The organism is Flavobacterium sp. A45, assembly GCF_002001005.1.
Lineage (GTDB): Bacteria > Bacteroidota > Bacteroidia > Flavobacteriales > Flavobacteriaceae > Flavobacterium.
Genome location: NZ_MUNX01000148.1, coordinates 1 through 17156 on the forward strand (window position 1 = coordinate 1; position 17156 = coordinate 17156).

Consider the following 17156-nt stretch of genomic DNA (forward strand, 5'->3'; position numbering starts at 1 on the left):
AATCAGTTACTTGTATTTTTTGTTAAATAGTTTTTTTGATTGAATAAAAAAGCTATTTTTGCAATATGTATGAACATATGAACAAAATACCGTTATTGGATCACGACAGTAAAATTCCGTTGCACAAACAAGTGGAAGAATTATTGCGTGAACTGATCAAGCATCCCGATTTTAAAGATGGAGAATTATTTCCAAAAGAAGTTGATTTGGCCAAACGTTGGGGGATTTCCCGTAATACATTACGTCAGGCAATTGCTATTTTGGTAAATGAAAACCTCTTGGTGCGAAAGAAAGGTTCTGGGACACGGGTTTCCCAAAACAGAATCACGACCAATCTGAATAATTGGATGAGTTTTACTCACGAGATGGAAGATATGGGATTAGAATTTAAAAATCTTTCGGTGAATGTAGAAATGGTTCCGGCCAGTGCGAAAGTTGCTAAACATTTGCAAATTAATGAAGGCGATGAAGTCTTGCTTTTGCAGCGCACCCGTAGTATTGATGATAGCCCAATGGTGTATTTCGAATCCTATTTTCATCCTCGAATTGGTCTTTCGATTGATGAAAACTTTGAAATTCCATTGTATGAGATTCTTGGTAATAAATACAATGTGGTTCCTGTATATTCTCAGGAAGAACTCAAAGCAATCGCTGCAAGTAAAAGAATCGCCAGCACTTTGAAAATTGAGAAGGATCAGCCAGTTCTAGAAAGAAAACGTGTGGTTCTCGACACGGCCAGAAAGCCAATTGAATACAATATTTGTTATTACCGAAACGATTGGTTTACCTATACTATAGAAATAAAACGCACCATTTAGTAAATGAAAAAAGTAGGAGTTGATGTTGGTGGAAGCCATGTCACTATAAGTGTTATCGAACACAATGTTGTTAGAAAGGAAGAGCAATTAGTATTGAGAAAAGAAATCAATGCAAAAGATAGTCCAATGGCTATTATTTCGACAATTGGGAACTGTATAACCGAAGTTTTAAGTAACAAACTTGCTGTTGATGCAGTAGGAATTGCTTTTCCTGGTCCTTTCAATTATGATAAAGGCGTGAGTGAAATTAAGGGAGTAGGCGGAAAATTCGAACCAACTTTTGGTGTTCATATTCAGCAAGCACTGAAAAATTTTACAGGTTTGGATGCGATCCCTTTTGTATTTGCCAATGATGCAGATTGCTTTGCCGAGGGGGCTTATTTTCGTCATCAGTTGAAAAGCAAAAGGACGGTTTTCCTGACTTTGGGAACCGGTTTTGGTTCTGCATTTATGGTCGATGGAAATTTAATAAAAAATCATCCTGAAGTACCGGAAAATGGAGTGTTTTATGATAAATCTTTTCTCGGGACGATTGCCGATGAGTGTTTTTCTACCCGTTGGATTTTGAACGAATATAAACGACTATCAGGCGTTACTATCGACTCGGTAAAAGCTATTGCGGGGTTAAATACGGAGGATTCCAACGCTGTTTTTAGAAAATTTGGTGCCAATATGGGAACTTTTCTTTTCCCATGGTTTGAAAAATTCGGATGTGATGAACTTGTCATCGGCGGAAATATTTCGAAAGCCAGCGCCTTGTTTTTATCAGCTTTGGAAGAAAAATTGAATTCATTGACAATTAAATTAAATATAGTTTTCTGTGATGATGCTGAACAAAGTATTCTGAGAGGGGCAACAATTATTGCAGATAAAAAAAATAAAATACAGATGGAAAAAGAGTTACAGTCCAAAAGAAAAACCACACAACCTTTATTACCCATTAATGCGGTTGTAAAAAACAATTCCGAATATAATGTTTTCCCTTCTTTTAAGACGGATTCAGAAATTTTTGTAGGTTTTAAATCCTTGGCGAATGCTATTGCCAAACAAAAAACGGTTGTTATTGACGGATTTGGCGGCGTTCTTTGGGAAAATTTTAAAAACCATTTGAATTCGGCTTTGACCGAAAAAAAGATAAATGTGCTTTGGTACGATATCGATTCCTGCTTGAAATCTTCTGCAGAAATTGACGAAATGATTAAGCCAAATATGAATGGTGATGACTTGGTTTTCGGAAAAAGATATTCGGGAGAACTTTCGGATTTCTTTGATGCTGAAAAGCTGAATTTGTTGCAACCGGACACAACTGCCGATGTTTGCATCGTTTACGGTACGGGAGCCTCTTTGGCGAATTGGAAAGGAAAACTGATTTATGTAGATGTTCCAAAAAACGAAATTCAATACCGAATGAGAGCCTGTTCGACCAAAAACATTGGTTGTAGTGATACTTTAGCGTATTCTCAAATTTACAAGCGAATGTATTTTATCGAATGGCCGGTTTTGAACGCACACAAAGAAGGTTTGTTGCCAAAAATCGATCTGATTGTCGATGAACAACGGATTGATGAAATTACATGGATGGAAGGAAGTGACTTCAGAAGTGCATTGAATACGATGCTGGAAAGTCCGTTGCGTGCCCGTCCTTGGTTTGAAGCTGGGGTTTGGGGCGGTCATTGGATGAAAAATAAGATTGGTGATTTGAATCAGGACGAAGTTAATTATGCTTGGTCTTTTGAATTAATAACACCGGAAAACGGAATCGTTTTGGAAGGAAATAATCATTTATTGGAAGTTTCTTTCGATTTTTTAATGTTTCAGGACAACAAAAAAGTATTAGGAAAAGCGGCTGATCGTTTCGGAAATAATTTCCCGATTCGCTTTGACTATCTGGATACTTTCGATGGAGGAAATCTTTCGGTGCAATGCCATCCGCGTCCGGATTACATTAAAGAGCATTTCGGGGAAGCCTTTACGCAAGATGAAACCTATTATATATTGGATTGTACAGAGGATGCCAACGTGTATCTAGGCTTTACGGAAGATATTAATTCCGAAGAATTTGAAAACGCTTTACTGGAATCCCAGAAAACAGCGGAACCAATTGATATTGAAAAATATGTACAAAAAATTAAAGCCCAAAAACATGAATTGTATTTGATTCCAAACGGAACGATTCACGCTTCGGGAATCAATAATATGGTTCTTGAAATCAGCAGCACACCTTATATTTTTACTTTCAAAATGTACGATTGGGTTCGCCCCGGATTAGACGGGAAACCGCGTCCTATAAACGTTGAACACGGATTAAACAATGTTTATTTCGACAGAAAAGGGGAAAGGGTCACAAATGAATTCATTTCAAAACCAAAGGTTGTTCAAGAATTTTCGAACGGTCTAAAAATGAGTTTACCGACTCATGAAGAACATTTTTATGCTGTTGACCGTTATGAATTTACAGGCGAAATCGAAATTGAAACATTAGGACAATGTCATATTTGTATGCTAGTTGAGGGCGACATTGCAGAAGTGTCCGTGGGCGATAATAGCCAAACATTCAAATATGCCGAAACTTTTGTGATTCCAGCAAACGTTCCAAAATACAAAATCAATTACAAAGGAGACAAAAAAGCATTTGTGGTTGTTTCGTATGTAAAAGACAGCTGGTGTTAAAACGGTCTAAGAACCAAATAACAAAAATATATACCACTCTTTTGCCTCGGGCGAATGAGAAAAACGATTTGCATTAACGTTTAAACCAAAATCTTAATTGATTGAACCAAATTATTATGGAAAGAAAAGGAACAAATTATTTTATATCTCTCATAACGCTTATTGCGGCCTTAGGAGGTTTTTTATTCGGTTTTGATATGGCTGTAGTAAGCGGAATTATTGAACCATTGAAATTGCAATACGGATTGTCATCAGGGCAAGAAGGTTTATTCGTGTCCTGTGCTTTATTGGGGTGCATTGTGGGTGTCGCCTTTTCGGGATACCTCAGTGATAAAATTGGAAGAAGAAAAGTATTGTTTGTTTCTGCCGTATTGTTTTTGATCAGTGCTGTTGGTTTTGCTTTTTCAGAGGAATATTCCGTATTGATTTTCTTCCGCATACTTGCTGGTATGGCTGTGGGTGTGGCTTCGAATGTTTCCCCACTTTATATTTCTGAAGTGGCGCCTTCGCAAAAACGTGGAAAGTTGGTGGTTTTTTATCAGCTTGCCATAACTGTTGGAGTTTTGGCGGCTTATATCAGTAATTTATTTTTACAAAAATATGCTACCGCGAATGCAGGAGAAGGTAGCGGTTTGATGCATTGGCTATTTGTTGAAAATGTTTGGAGAGGAATGTTTATTGTAGGTGTGATTCCTGCAGCAGCATTTTGTTTGTTATTACTGATTGTTCCCGAAAGTCCACGCTGGTTAGTGCAGTACGGAAAAGATAAAGATGCCTTTGATATTCTCACTAAAATAAATGGGGAAGAAACGGCTCGTTTGGAGTTGGCTTCCATTAAAGAAATGACCAGTCAAAAATCAGGGGGATTTAAAGAATTACTTCATTTGCCCTTACGTAAATTATTGGTTTTAGCAATGGTACTTACTGCTTTGTCACAGTTTAGTGGTATCAATGGAGTTATTTTTTACGGTCCCACCATTTTAAAATCGGCTGGAATTGTTACCAGTGATGCGTTGTTTTATCAGGTGATATTGGGGGCGGCCAATGTGCTTTTCACTTTCATCGCCATTTCAAAAGTGGATACTTGGGGACGCAGACCATTATACATTGTAGGCTCACTTTGTGCCGCTTTTGCATTGGCATTGACAGGCTTTTGTTTTATGATGAATATAACAGGTTGGTTCATGTTGTTTAGCATTATCCTATTCCTTTTGTTTTTTGCTTTTTCTCTTGGACCTTTAAAATTTGTCATCTCAACAGAAATTTTTCCAACGCATATCAGAGGTACAGCTTTATCTGTCTGTATTATGACCATGTGGGTTTCGGACTATGTAGTGAATTTGTTATTTCCAGTGATGCGAGATGGATTTGGAATAGCGACTACATTTTTTATTTTCTCTTTCTTTTGTGTTCTTTCTTTTTTATATGCAAAAAAGAAATTGTTTGAAACCAAAGGAAAAAGCTTGGAAGAAATTGAGAAAGAATGGAATTCTGATTTGAATGTAGCAAAGGATTTGTCCGCTAAGAAAATGGAAATTTTGGAAGAAATCGAATAGACGCAAATCATGAAATTACAATTTTATTATCCGCGATGGGGCTCAGAAAATATCAATTGGGAGCAATTTTGCCAAAAGGTGAAACAAGCTGGATATGATGGGATTGAAGCTCCTATGCCTGAATCTCTTGAAGAACAAAAGATAATTTTAAAAGCTTTGAAAAATAATGACTTAAAGTTAATTGGTCAATATTATCAATCGTTTGAAAAAGATTTTGAGGAGCACAAAATCAATTACGCCAAGGAGTTGCATATACTCGCTTCGGCTCAGCCTGAAAAAATAAATGCACAAACAGGAAAAGATTATTTCAGTTTTGAACAGAATGCAGAATTGTTTGCTATCGCAAATAGAATAAGCTCGGTAACAGGTATTCCAATTTGTCACGAAACACACCGTAATAAAGCACTGTTTGCGGCACATATAGCATATGATTTTTTGCAAAAGCTACCCGATTTAAAAATAACAGCCGATTTTTCACATTGGTGTAATGTGGCCGAAAGTTTGCTCGAAGATCAGGAAGAGGCTTTGGCTTTGGCTTGTGAAAAAGTCGAACATCTCCACTCAAGGGTGGGGCATTCTCAGAGTGCACAGGTAATTGATCCACGCTTGCCGGAATTTAAAACCGAATTGGATGCCCATTTAAAATGGTGGGATGCAATTGTAAAAGACTATCAGGATACTAAAAAAGAAGTGTTAACCATTACCACTGAATTTGGTCCAGCACCTTATATGGTCCATTTGCCTTTTACAAACATGCCGATAGCCAGTCAATGGGATATCAATGTTCATATGATGCAGTTGTTGAAAGAAAGATATAGTAAATAATTGCTTTTAAGCTTAAAAAATATAATTATGGAAAACATACATCTATCTAAAGATTTAGCCGATTATAATCACCCTATAGCCAATATGTTTGTTCAGCCAAAAACGGCGGAGGAATGGAAGCAATACATGCTGACCGAGGAACAGATTGCTTCTTTCAAAAAAGAGGGATTTGTTAAAGGGATTAAAATTTTGACAGAAGAACAGGTCGATTTACTCAACAGTGAACTTGTAAAATTGCAATCAGTAAATGAAGAGGATAAAAAAATATTTTATCACTACGAAAGCAATGAATCCGAAGATCCAAGCAAAGTTCTTTTTCATGCCATCGGAGCTTGGCGTTTAACTCCCGGATTCCATGATTTATTATGGGCGCCTGCATTTCGTATGGCTGCTTATCAATTGTTGGGACAATCCTTCAGAATTTTTCATGACCAATTGTTTTGCAAACCCGCTAAACACGGCGGAGTAGTGGCATGGCATCAGGATTATTCCTATTGGACATTTACAAAACCGATGCATCATCTTACGTGCTGGATTGGTTTGGATGATGCTAACACAGAAAATGGCTGTCTTTATTTTGTTCCGGGAAGCCATAAATGGGGATTGCTTCCTATAACTGGGTTAACGGGTGATATGGAGGCTGTAAAAACAGTTTTGAATGAAGAGCAATTGGAGGCATTTGATAAAAGAGTGGCGAATGAGTTGCCAAAAGGATATGCCAGTTTTCACCATCCACTTACTATGCATGGTTCTTATGCCAATACTTCGGAACGTCCAAGAAGGGCGACTGTCATAAATACAATGAGTTGTGATACGTTAGGAAATACAGAGGGTTATTATCGACTTGATGCTTTGCATACTTTTCCTGAAATGCCACAGGATCAGGTATTAGATGGTAACTTTTTCCCGCTTTTATTTGACGGTGATAAAGAGTTGGAAGCTTTCGGAAATAGTATTCCTAAAGTAGATTATAAAGAGTTGTATGATAGACACTAATATAAAAAGAGAGTTATGTTTTTAAATAAATTTGTTTCAGCTTCAAAAAATTGTTTCTTCATATTGTTGGTTTTTCTGATACAGGATGCATTTGCCCAGAATGAAGTTCCATTTTTTGGAAAAATCAATTGGATAAATGGTTTTTCTAAGGAAATCAGCGGTGAAAATATTAGCTATAATTCCGCTTTTCAGGATTATGCAACAGTGGCGCTTTTGACCAGAAATACGGATGGGAATAAGGCGATTGAGTGGGAAACAGCTTCCGTACCAAAAGTTGTTAAAGGCGAGTATGTTTATTTCGGCTGGGTAGCAGGACATTCAACGGGAACGAGTAGTGGTGACAGAAATTTCGATTTGTATGTTGATGGCAAAAAGGTTCTGACTTTTACAACTGTGCCAAAAAATAAAAATCCGAATTGGGTTTTTAAAGCGGAGGATGGATCGGCATTGGCATTTCAACAAACAAAACTTGATGGAGCGAATGACTCACAGGGATATGCTTTCTTGCGTCTTCCTGTTAGCAAAGTAAAAGTTGGACAGGCCGTTCATATCAAAATTGTTGGTCAGAAACAAAACAGCAATGATTGGTTCATGACTTTCAAATTTGCATTTGAAGAAAATGTAAAAATCGTTCCTACGCCTTTTCTTTTGAAAAATGGTACACAATCTCTTGCCCTTACTGTTTTGCATTTCGGAAAAGAAGAAACCGTAAAGGTGAAAATCAATGACAAAGAAAATCATACTTATACTGTGAAAGATGGAATGAATACTTTTGACGTTCCAGTAGCAGCTGTGACTAAAGAGGAAAAAGTAAAAGTGCAGGCAACTGTTGGCAGTAAAGTTTATATTGACGACTATTTTGTTGTTAAACCGGTTATGTACAGAGAGTTTCATTTGTTACACCATTCGCATACCGATATAGGTTATTCCCATGTACAGCCTGAGGTTGTGAAAATTCACAATAAAAATATTGATGATGCACTCGATATGATTGAAAAAACAAAATCATATCCAGAAGGAGCAAAATTCAAATGGAATGTCGAGTCTATCTGGGTTGTTGAAAATTATTTGAAAGAAGCGAGTCCTGCAAAAAAAGAGAAGTTTGTTGCGGCTGTAAAAAATGGAGATATTTTTCTTTCGGCTTTGTATGTGAACATGCTTACTGGTATGAGTCAGGCGGAAGAGATGTTTCATTACACGGATTATGCAGTCAAATTGCGTAAAGAATTTGGATTTAAAATCAATAGTGCAATGATTTCGGATGTACCGGGCTTTGCGTGGTCAACCGTTACGGCACTTTCAAAAGGAGGCGTAAAATATTTCTCTATCGGTTCCAATTTTATGGGATTGGATCATCCATATATGGGGGATAGAGCGGGTCATTTCCTGAAAAATTGGGGAGACAAACCCGTTTGGTGGACATCACCTTCGGGACAGGAAAAAGTGTTGTTTTGGGCTGGTGCCAAAGGGTATTCGTCTTGGCATGGTATGCAACCAGGAGTGATTTTTGAAAGAGGATCTAAGAAAATTGCAGACTATTTGAATGAATTGACGGCAAATAATTATCCTTATGACATGGTGCAATGGCGTTTTAACATTATAGCTGATAATGCGGCGATTGAGCCTAATGCTTCTGATTTTGTAAAAAAATGGAATGAAAAATATGCATCTCCAAAACTGATTTTGAACACTACAGAGAAAATGTTTGAAACTTTTGAGAAAAAGTACGGTGATAAAATCCCAACGGTAAAAGGAGATTTGACACCTTATTGGGAAGACGGTGCAATGTCAACAGCTGAAGAAGAAGGAAAAAATAGGGTAAACAGTTTGCGTCTACAACAATTGAGCACACTTTACACGATGTTGAATCCTAAGAAATACGATCAACAAAATTTCTATGAAGCGTGGAGAAATATCATCATGTTTCATGAGCATACCTGGGGAGCCCATAATAGTACAACCGAACCAGATCTTCCTTTTGTAACAGAACAATGGCGTATAAAAAAGCAGTTTATGCTTGATGCCGACACACAGATTAATGCGTTGGAGAAAAACTTGTTTGAAACCGTGAACAATTTACAATCTAAAAAAATTGCGGTTTTCAATACTTCTTCTTGGAAAAGAACTGGATTGGTAATTATTGAAACGGCTGTTGAAGGAAAATCGGTGAAAGATGCCAACGGAAATATTTTACCATTGCAGAAATTGAGCAATGGAAAATATGCTTTCATAGCCAAAGATATACCCGCTTTTGGAAACGCGACATATGAAATTACGAATAAAGAAGCTTCTGCTTTGTCCAGCAAATTTGTTTTGGGCGAAAACTCGCTATCAAACGGGAAAATTGAATTTAGCTGGGACAAAAACAATGGAAGTATTACGAATTTGAAAACCGTTTCGGATTTTAACTATGCCGGGGATTTCAACAAACAAGGTTTAAACAGTTATTGGTATGTGCCGGGCTTGAATCCTGAAGAAGCACAAACCAACGGAAATGTTCAGATAAAAATTATCGAAAAAGGACCTGTTATGACTGCAGTTTCGATTACTTCTGATGCTCCCGGAGCCAATAAATTGGAGCGTATTATTTCGCTTTACAGCGGAAGCGATGAAGTATTGATTCAGAATATTTTGGACAAAAAAGCCATCCGAACTAAAGAAGGCGTTCACTTTGGATATCCATTCAATTCACAGTTTACCAAAACGACTCTTGATGCCGGTTACGGATCAATGGAATTTTTGAAAGATCAATTGGCGGGATCAAATATGGATTACCTATACGGAAGAAGATGGGTGGATGTTTCTGCCGGAGATAAAGGAATTCAGTGGATGTTGTTGGAGTCGCCTTTGGTGGAACCTAACAGTATCATTGATGAAAGAAGAGAGGTTGTCCCTAACCATAAGGAGTGGAAAAAATCGGAGAAACCAACTGCCACTTGGTTCAGTTATGTAATGAACAATTATTGGCACACCAATTATAAGGCAGATCAGGAAGGAATTGTAAACTTCAAATATGCGCTCCGTCCACACGCAACAGTAAATGATACCGAAATGGAAAAAGAAGCTTCTGAGTTTACACAACCTTTGATTGCAATGACGATTAAAGAAGATGTGAAATTGCCTTCCAACCTTTTTGAATTGACTAACACAAAAATTGTGGTGACTAGTTTAACACCAAATGAAGACGGTACAATATTGATGCGTTTGTTTAATCCAGAACAATCGGCACAACAAACCACATTTGTATGGAAATCGTTAACTCCAAAATCCATTATCGATGTGAATACCGGAGGCGAAAAATCAAATTCATCAGAAATTAGAATGGTAGGAAGTGGCGTTTCGGAGTTTTTATTGAAGATGTAAAAAGTATTCAAGAGCTTAAATAAAAGCTTTAATAAAGAAATCTTAATTAGAACAAAAAGAAGTATGAAAACAATTTCAAAAATAGTATTGCTGTTCGCAATGGTGATCTCAATTTTTTCCTGTTCGAAGAAAAAAGATGATTTCAATCCTGCATCTTTGGTTGATCCGCAAATTGGTTCGGTACATGGGCGTTGGTTTTTTTACACCCCGGCTTCTGTTCCTTTTGGTATGGCCAAATTAGCTCCACACACCAATGCTTACGGAAGCATCGGAAGCTGGGAACCTTGTGGCTATGATGACCGTCACAACTCGATTGAAGGTTTTGGGCATTTTCATGAATTCCAAATCGGAGGATTGGTGGCTATGCCGGTAACTGGGAAATTGCAAACCATACCTGGAACTTTGGAAAAACCGGAAACGGGTTATCGATCTGTTTTTGACAAACAGGACGAACATGCTGAGCCCGGTTATTATTCGGTTTTCCTGAAAGAATACGGAATCAAAGCCGAGTTGACGGCTACCGAAAGAGTTGGTTTTCACCGATACACTTTCCCGGAATCTACAGCATCGCGTATTATTTTCGATATTGGACACCGTCAGGGGGAAAGCAGTGGAGTGACTGAAGCTACTATGAAACTTTCAGGCAAAAATAGTTTGGAAGGAACAATAGAAACGTATCCTGAGTATTTGAAATTCTGTGATCCTGAAAAACGCGTTAAAATGTATTTTGTGATTCAGATGAACAAAACACCAGAATCTTACGGTTCTTTTGTGGAAGACAAAACTTTTAACAACCAGGCTTCAACCAAAGGAATTGGAAACGGAATGTATGTGAATTTCTCGACTAAAAAAGGTGAAGTTGTAGAAATGCAGGTGGGACTATCTTACACAAGTATTGAAAATGCAAAACTGAATCTGAAAACCGAAGCAGAAGGTCAGACTTTTGATGCGGTTAAAGCAACAGCTCACGAAAAATGGAATGAAAAATTAGGACGAATCAAAGTTGAAACCAAAGACAGCATCAACAAAGTAAAATTCTATACTGGTTTGTACCATGCTCTTTTGGGTCGTGGATTGGCAAGCGACGTGGACGGAAGTTACCCAAGACATGATGGCAAGATTGGACATATTCCTTTGGACGAAAAAGGAAAACCAAAATACAATCACTACAATACGGATGGAATTTGGGGAGGATTTTGGAATTTGGGTCAACTTTGGGCATTGGCTTACCCTGATTATTTGAGTGAATACATTCAATCGAATATTGATTTTGCAAAAGAAACAGGTTGGTTACACGATGGTGTGGCTGCAGGTGCACATTCCAATGGTGTACAAACGAACTGTTTCGGTTTGATGATTGCATCGACTTATAATAGCGGTATCCGCGATTTTAATGTGGAGGAAGCGTATAACATTGCCTATAAAAACGAAACGGGATATAGCAATCGACCGTTCGGTTCAGGAAAATATGATTTGGCTTATTTTGTGAAAAATGGGTATATACCTTCGAAGGATACTGTTCTGTCAAATGGATGGAAATTTAATTTTGGTGCATCGCATACTCTTGAATTTGCCTATACTTCTTATGGCGTTTCTCAATTTGCGAAAGCTTTGGGCAAAAAAGCAGATTATGAAAAACTGATGAAACAGGCCGGTAATTGGAAAAACATATTCGATCCGGAAACCAAATTCATTCGTCCACGATACGAAGACGGTAAATTTATAGAAAACTTCGACCCAATGCAGGCTTGGAGAGGTTTTCAAGAGGCCAACGGTTATCAATATACTTGGTATGTGCCACAAGATCCAGCGGGATTAATCAAAATTCTGGGGTTGGATTTGTTTAACAAACGTTTGGAAACGACATTTAATGAAAGCCAAAAATCTACTTTCGGAGGTGGAAAAGGAATAGACAGTTTCTCTGGATTGGAAAAACTGTACAATCATGGAAACCAGCCTTGTTTGCACCATTCTTTCTTGTTTAATTATTCTGGAAAACCTTGGCTGACGCAAAAATGGTCGCGCACGATTTGTGACGAATTTTACGGGGCTGAACCGCTTCACGGTTATGGATTTGGTCAGGATGAAGATCAAGGACAATTAGGAGCTTGGTATGTTATGGCTTCTATAGGATTGTTTGATGTTCAGGGACATGCAGCCATGAATCCAACGTTCCAATTCGGAAGTCCATTATTTGATAAAGTAACGATTAAACTGGATGAAAAATATTATAAAGGCGAAGAATTGGTGATTGAAACCAAAAACAATTCGAAGAAAAACAGGTATATTCAATCGGCATCTTTCAATGGTGAAAATGAGGATAATGCCTGGATTTACCGCAAAAAACTAACGGATGGTGGAATCTTGATTTTTGATATGGGAGCCAATCCTAATACCAAATGGGGAGTGAAAACACCACCGCCATCGATGAGCACAAGTAAATAATTCAAATTTGATAGAATGAAAAATATATTTTCGTCAGTACTGGCTTTAGCATTTACACTGACAGTTTCGGCCCAACAAAAAACGGAAATTGATAAAAAATTGTCGGAGAAAATAAAAAACGATTCCTATATGCCTTTTGTGAAAAACAAGGCTTTGGAAGTGATGAAAACTGGGGTTAATGCAGGTGATGGTTACCGTGAAGTATGGATTCGCGATTATAATACTTTTATCGAATTGGCGGCACAAGTCACTAAAAAGGAAGATATAAAAGAAAATCTTTTGGTGTTTTTTAGAATGCAGGGTGAGGATGGGAACATTATTGACGGTTATACACCTAAAGAAAAAATTGGAGCGGGTGAAACTGATTTTTCTTATTCAAAATTAGAACCAAGATACGCTGCCCATAAGAATACCGTAGAAACGGATCAAGAAACATCATTGGTGCAAGCGGTTTATAAATACATTAAATTGACCGGTGATACATCAATTTTGAATGAAAAAGTTGGAGATAAAACCGTTGCTAAAAGGTTGGAATGGTCAATGGATTTCCTCATGCAACACCGATACACCAAAAAATACGGACTAATTACAGGTGCAACCACAGCCGACTGGGGCGATGTACAACCGGAGCCGGGTTACGGAGTTGATGTTGACGGGAACACACACGTAGCTTGTGATATTTATGATAACGCAATGTTTGTCATGGCCTTGGACAATATGATTGAAATAATTCCTGCAACTAAAACGAAATGGGGTAAAATCAAAATGCAAGTGGCCAAAAACTGCCGTACGTATCTTTGGGATGCCAAAAGACAAAAGTTCATTCCGCACTTGTATTTGAACGGATCGCCATTCCCTGCCGATTTTGACGAAAATAATATTTTCTATTTTGGAGGAACAACTGTGGCAATGGAAGCGGGATTGTTGAGCAAGGCAGAAGTAAAAACCTCATTGGACGAAATGGTAAAAAGAGTAAAAGAAGCGGGAGCACCATCTATAGGTTTGACGCTTTATCCTCCTTATCCTAACGGTTATTTCGTGAACAAAATCATGAATCCGGTGTACAGTTACCAAAATGGAGGTGACTGGACTTGGTTTGGAGGCAGAACAATTCAACAATTAATCAAGTACGGTTATGTTGAAGAAGCTTACAGAGAAATACAACCGATGCTGAAACGTGTGAAAGACAACAATGGTTTCTTCGAATGGTATTCGATAAAAAATGAGCCTAGAGGTTCGGGGACTTTCAGAGGAGAAGCGGGAGTTTTATATACTGCTATCGTGATGTTTGAAAATCTGAATAAATAAAAGAATTGAAAGGGATGAAGTTGGTTTTAACGTTAATCAACTTCATCTTTTTTGTTTTCATATCAACTAATCAAAAACCAAATGAAATCGCCAATAACAACAAGTTTTCGTAAGCAATTGAATAATCATCGAATTCCGATGAAATTGAACTGTTGTGAGATAAACACCAATAAATATAAAGGCGATAACATATATGACCTCTGATAAATAAATTTTACATATATGAAAAAAAGTATAAACCAATTAATAGACGCAGCCGGTTTCAAAATTTTGCTCTTTTTGCTACTGACGAGTTTTCAGTTTAATTCTTATGGTAAGTCAATTCCGCTTGTGGCAAATGGCAAGAGCGATTATGTTATTGTAATTTCAGCCAAGGAAAATGAGTCAGAAAAACAAGCAGCTTTGCTTTTGCAAAAGCATATTTTCAAAATTTCGGGTTATGAACCTCCCATTTCAAGCCAATTGGGTAAAGGGAAAAAAGCAATTTACATCAATGTTTCAAAGGCAATTAAGAATCCTGATGGATTTTCGATAAAGACGAAAAATGATGCAGTTTATATTGAAGGAGGAAACAAAAAAGGGTGTATTTATGGAGTTGTAACATTGCTTGAAAAATATATGGGCTGTCGTTATTATAGTTCAACATATTCAGTAATTCCTTCTACAAAAAGCATCAATTTGCCTGAGATTGATTTGAAGGACGAACCAAAAAATGATTGCCGTATTGTTTATATCGTTGATAAAGTGGGGCAAGAGTTTTTGGATTGGAACCGACTCAATACCGTTGATGAAATTTTTGCAAAAGGGTATTATGTGCACACTTTTGAGAAATTGGTTCCGTGGAAGGAATATTTTAAAACCAATCCGGAATATTTTTCTGAAATGAATGGCAGAAGAAATATCGATCAGTTGTGTTTGTCGAATCCCGAAGTTTTAAAACTGACTATCGATAAACTGAAAAAAGAAATGGCGCTTCAGCCGAATGAGGAATATTGGTCGGTGAGCCAGAATGATAATTTTTCGTATTGCCAATGTGAAAAATGTAATAAGATTATCGCCGAGGAAGGAAGTCCTTCAGGACCAATTATCCGTTTTGTAAATGAAGTGGCCGAACAATTTCCTGATAAAATCATCTCGACTTTGGCTTATGAATATTCTCGAAAAGCGCCAATCGTTACAAAACCTGCCAAAAATGTTCAGGTGATGTTGTGTACAATCGAATTGAATCGAAGCAAGTCAATTGAAGAAGATAAAGGAAGCGAATCGTTTAAGAATGATATCATTGAATGGGGGAAAATCTGTAATCATATTTATTTGTGGGATTACAATATCGATTTTGCCAATTCAGTGAGTCCTTTTCCTAATCTACACGTGTTGCAACCGAACATTCAGTTTTTTGTAAAGAATCATGTTTCTGCCCATTTTCAGCAAGCCAATGCTTCGGTGGGTTCTGAATTCTCTGAGCTGAAAGTCTATTTGCTTTCCCGTTTGTTGTGGAATCCAGATGCTAATGTGGCTCAAATTACGGGCGAATTTTTGAACGGTTATTACGGTAAAGCAGCTCCTTGGATTAAAAAATATATTGAAAAATTGGAAAGTGAATTGAAGAAAAGCGGTGACGGACTTGATATTTACGGGCATCCGACAAGTCATCAGAACACTTTTTTGTCACAGGCCAATATCAATGAATATAATGCCTTCTTTGATAACGCCGAGAAGGCTGCCAAGAGTGATGCCACTCAGTTATTACATGTGAAAGTGGCGCGATTGCCGTTGCAGTTTGCCATTATGGAAATCGGAAAAAATGATATGTTCGGACCACGAGGTTGGTATTCGGAGAAAAACGGAGAGTACATCGTGATTCCTGAAAAAGTGCAAATGATTGAAGATTTCTATTCGGTTTGTCAGCAGGCCAATGTAGATCATTTGAATGAATCGGGGCTGACTCCCAAATCGTATTACGAAAGCACCAAACGATTTATTGATGTGCAGGTGAAAGGAAATTTTTCTTTTAAGAAAAAAATAATCTCAAGCGAGTCTTCGTCACCTCAATACAGCAAAGGTGATTTGGCTTATCTGACCAATGGAGTGAGAGGAGACAGTAATTACAAAGTACATTGGTTGGGTTGGAACGGAACCGATTTTAGTTTAACGCTCGATTTGGAGAAAACAGTTCAGGCAAAAACAATTGAAATAAGTTCGCTTTGGGATGCCAAAAGCTGGATTCTTCATTCTGCTGGTATTCGTTGTCTGGTTTCAGAAGATGGAAAAGATTTTACAGAGGTAGGCAATGAATTGACCGAAGGTAATCAGGAAAAAGCAGAAGTAAATAAAGTTTTTGCTTTTAAAGCGCCACAAAAAGAGATTCGCTATGTAAGATTTGAAATAAAAGGAACGAAACTGTTACCGGAATGGCATCCTTCTGCAGGATCAAAATCGTGGGTGTTTATAGATGAAATTGTAGTGCGATAGTTCTTTTTGAAGCATCTAGGCGTGTATCAACTATCAAGAGGAAATCAGAAAATATTATTTTGATAACTCCAATTTTTGATGATTTGATGATTTACTTTTTCATACAGTAATACAAAATTTATAGCTTTTGCTCATTTCGCCCTAGAAAAAATTAACTCCTTTTTTCTAGGGCGTTTTGTTGTGTGCAAATTTCTTCTTTGTTTCTATTTCGTAAGTTAAAATCAGTTTGAAGGTATTATTTGTAGATCTAGTTGCTGTTGCTTGTTTTTTACCTTGAGATCTGTAATATCTATTTTGCATTTTACATGTTATAATAAATTAATAAAAAAGCATTTTGTACTAAAATTCAGAATTGAATTCTTTTGAGTTAGCTTCGGTGAATCGTAAGTTATTTTTTAATTTATCCTTTATTGAGATTAATAATTTTATTATAATACTATTTTTTTTCTAATGTTTAGTTGTCAATTTTTTAAAACAAACCTATTAATTACTAATAATTCTATTATTGGGTCGGTAATCAATAGTGATTTGGAAAAACTTTTTTTGTATTAAAGCGAATGGATAGTGTTTTTTTGTGAATAAAATAGTTTTATTATTTATTTTAATAATAGTAATATAGTCCATCATAATAATTAAATACACTATTTTTTTTAAGTAAGGCATGAAATATGTTTGTTAAATATTAATAGATATTACGATTTCG

Annotated in this window: 9 protein-coding genes; all 9 read left to right on the forward strand. The window is 37.0% G+C overall.

From position 1 onward, the window contains the following. The first annotated feature begins 77 nt into the window (after positions 1 to 77). The 9 genes from B0E44_RS17605 to B0E44_RS17645 all read left to right on the forward strand — a co-directional run bounded on the left by B0E44_RS17605 (position 78) and on the right by B0E44_RS17645 (position 16453). The gene (locus tag B0E44_RS17605) at positions 78 to 818 is read left to right on the forward strand and encodes a GntR family transcriptional regulator (RefSeq protein ID WP_077378532.1); all 741 of its coding nucleotides are present in this window, start codon (positions 78 to 80) and stop codon (positions 816 to 818) included. A gap of 3 nt (positions 819 to 821) precedes the next feature. Beyond that, the gene (locus B0E44_RS17610; RefSeq protein WP_077378425.1) at positions 822 to 3488 is read left to right on the forward strand and encodes an ROK family protein; all 2667 of its coding nucleotides are present in this window, start codon (positions 822 to 824) and stop codon (positions 3486 to 3488) included. A 101-nt stretch (positions 3489 to 3589) separates the two neighbouring features. After that, a complete protein-coding gene (locus tag B0E44_RS17615; RefSeq protein WP_217341319.1) occupies positions 3590 to 5044 on the forward strand; it encodes a sugar porter family MFS transporter in 1455 nt (484 codons plus the stop codon). A 9-nt stretch (positions 5045 to 5053) separates the two neighbouring features. Continuing rightward, positions 5054 to 5869, forward strand: a complete 816-nt coding sequence (locus tag B0E44_RS17620) for a sugar phosphate isomerase/epimerase (RefSeq protein ID WP_077378428.1) — start codon at positions 5054 to 5056, stop codon at positions 5867 to 5869. Between the two features lie 27 nt (positions 5870 to 5896). Then, on the forward strand, positions 5897 to 6865 hold the full coding sequence (locus B0E44_RS17625) for a phytanoyl-CoA dioxygenase family protein (RefSeq protein WP_077378431.1): 969 nt from the start codon (positions 5897 to 5899) through the stop codon (positions 6863 to 6865). Between the two features lie 15 nt (positions 6866 to 6880). Then, complete coding sequence (locus tag B0E44_RS17630) at positions 6881 to 10228, forward strand: glycoside hydrolase (protein ID WP_077378434.1); 3348 nt, start codon at positions 6881 to 6883, stop codon at positions 10226 to 10228. A gap of 63 nt (positions 10229 to 10291) precedes the next feature. Beyond that, positions 10292 to 12673 (forward strand): GH92 family glycosyl hydrolase, encoded by a 2382-nt coding sequence (locus B0E44_RS17635; protein WP_077378436.1) that lies wholly within the window; start codon positions 10292 to 10294, stop codon positions 12671 to 12673. Between the two features lie 15 nt (positions 12674 to 12688). Next, positions 12689 to 13981: a GH36-type glycosyl hydrolase domain-containing protein gene (locus B0E44_RS17640; protein WP_077378439.1), complete on the forward strand. Its 1293-nt coding sequence runs from the start codon at positions 12689 to 12691 to the stop codon at positions 13979 to 13981. Between the two features lie 222 nt (positions 13982 to 14203). Continuing rightward, on the forward strand, positions 14204 to 16453 hold the full coding sequence (locus B0E44_RS17645) for a DUF4838 domain-containing protein (protein ID WP_077378442.1): 2250 nt from the start codon (positions 14204 to 14206) through the stop codon (positions 16451 to 16453). Positions 16454 to 17156: the final 703 nt, after the last annotated feature.

Coding starts and splice junctions, on each gene's coding strand:
- B0E44_RS17605 (WP_077378532.1), top strand. CDS start 78: ATGAACAAAATACCGTTATTGGATCACGACAGTAAAATTCCGTTGCAC.
- B0E44_RS17610 (WP_077378425.1), top strand. CDS start 822: ATGAAAAAAGTAGGAGTTGATGTTGGTGGAAGCCATGTCACTATAAGT.
- B0E44_RS17620 (WP_077378428.1), top strand. CDS start 5,054: ATGAAATTACAATTTTATTATCCGCGATGGGGCTCAGAAAATATCAAT.
- B0E44_RS17625 (WP_077378431.1), top strand. CDS start 5,897: ATGGAAAACATACATCTATCTAAAGATTTAGCCGATTATAATCACCCT.
- B0E44_RS17630 (WP_077378434.1), top strand. CDS start 6,881: ATGTTTTTAAATAAATTTGTTTCAGCTTCAAAAAATTGTTTCTTCATA.
- B0E44_RS17635 (WP_077378436.1), top strand. CDS start 10,292: ATGAAAACAATTTCAAAAATAGTATTGCTGTTCGCAATGGTGATCTCA.
- B0E44_RS17640 (WP_077378439.1), top strand. CDS start 12,689: ATGAAAAATATATTTTCGTCAGTACTGGCTTTAGCATTTACACTGACA.
- B0E44_RS17645 (WP_077378442.1), top strand. CDS start 14,204: ATGAAAAAAAGTATAAACCAATTAATAGACGCAGCCGGTTTCAAAATT.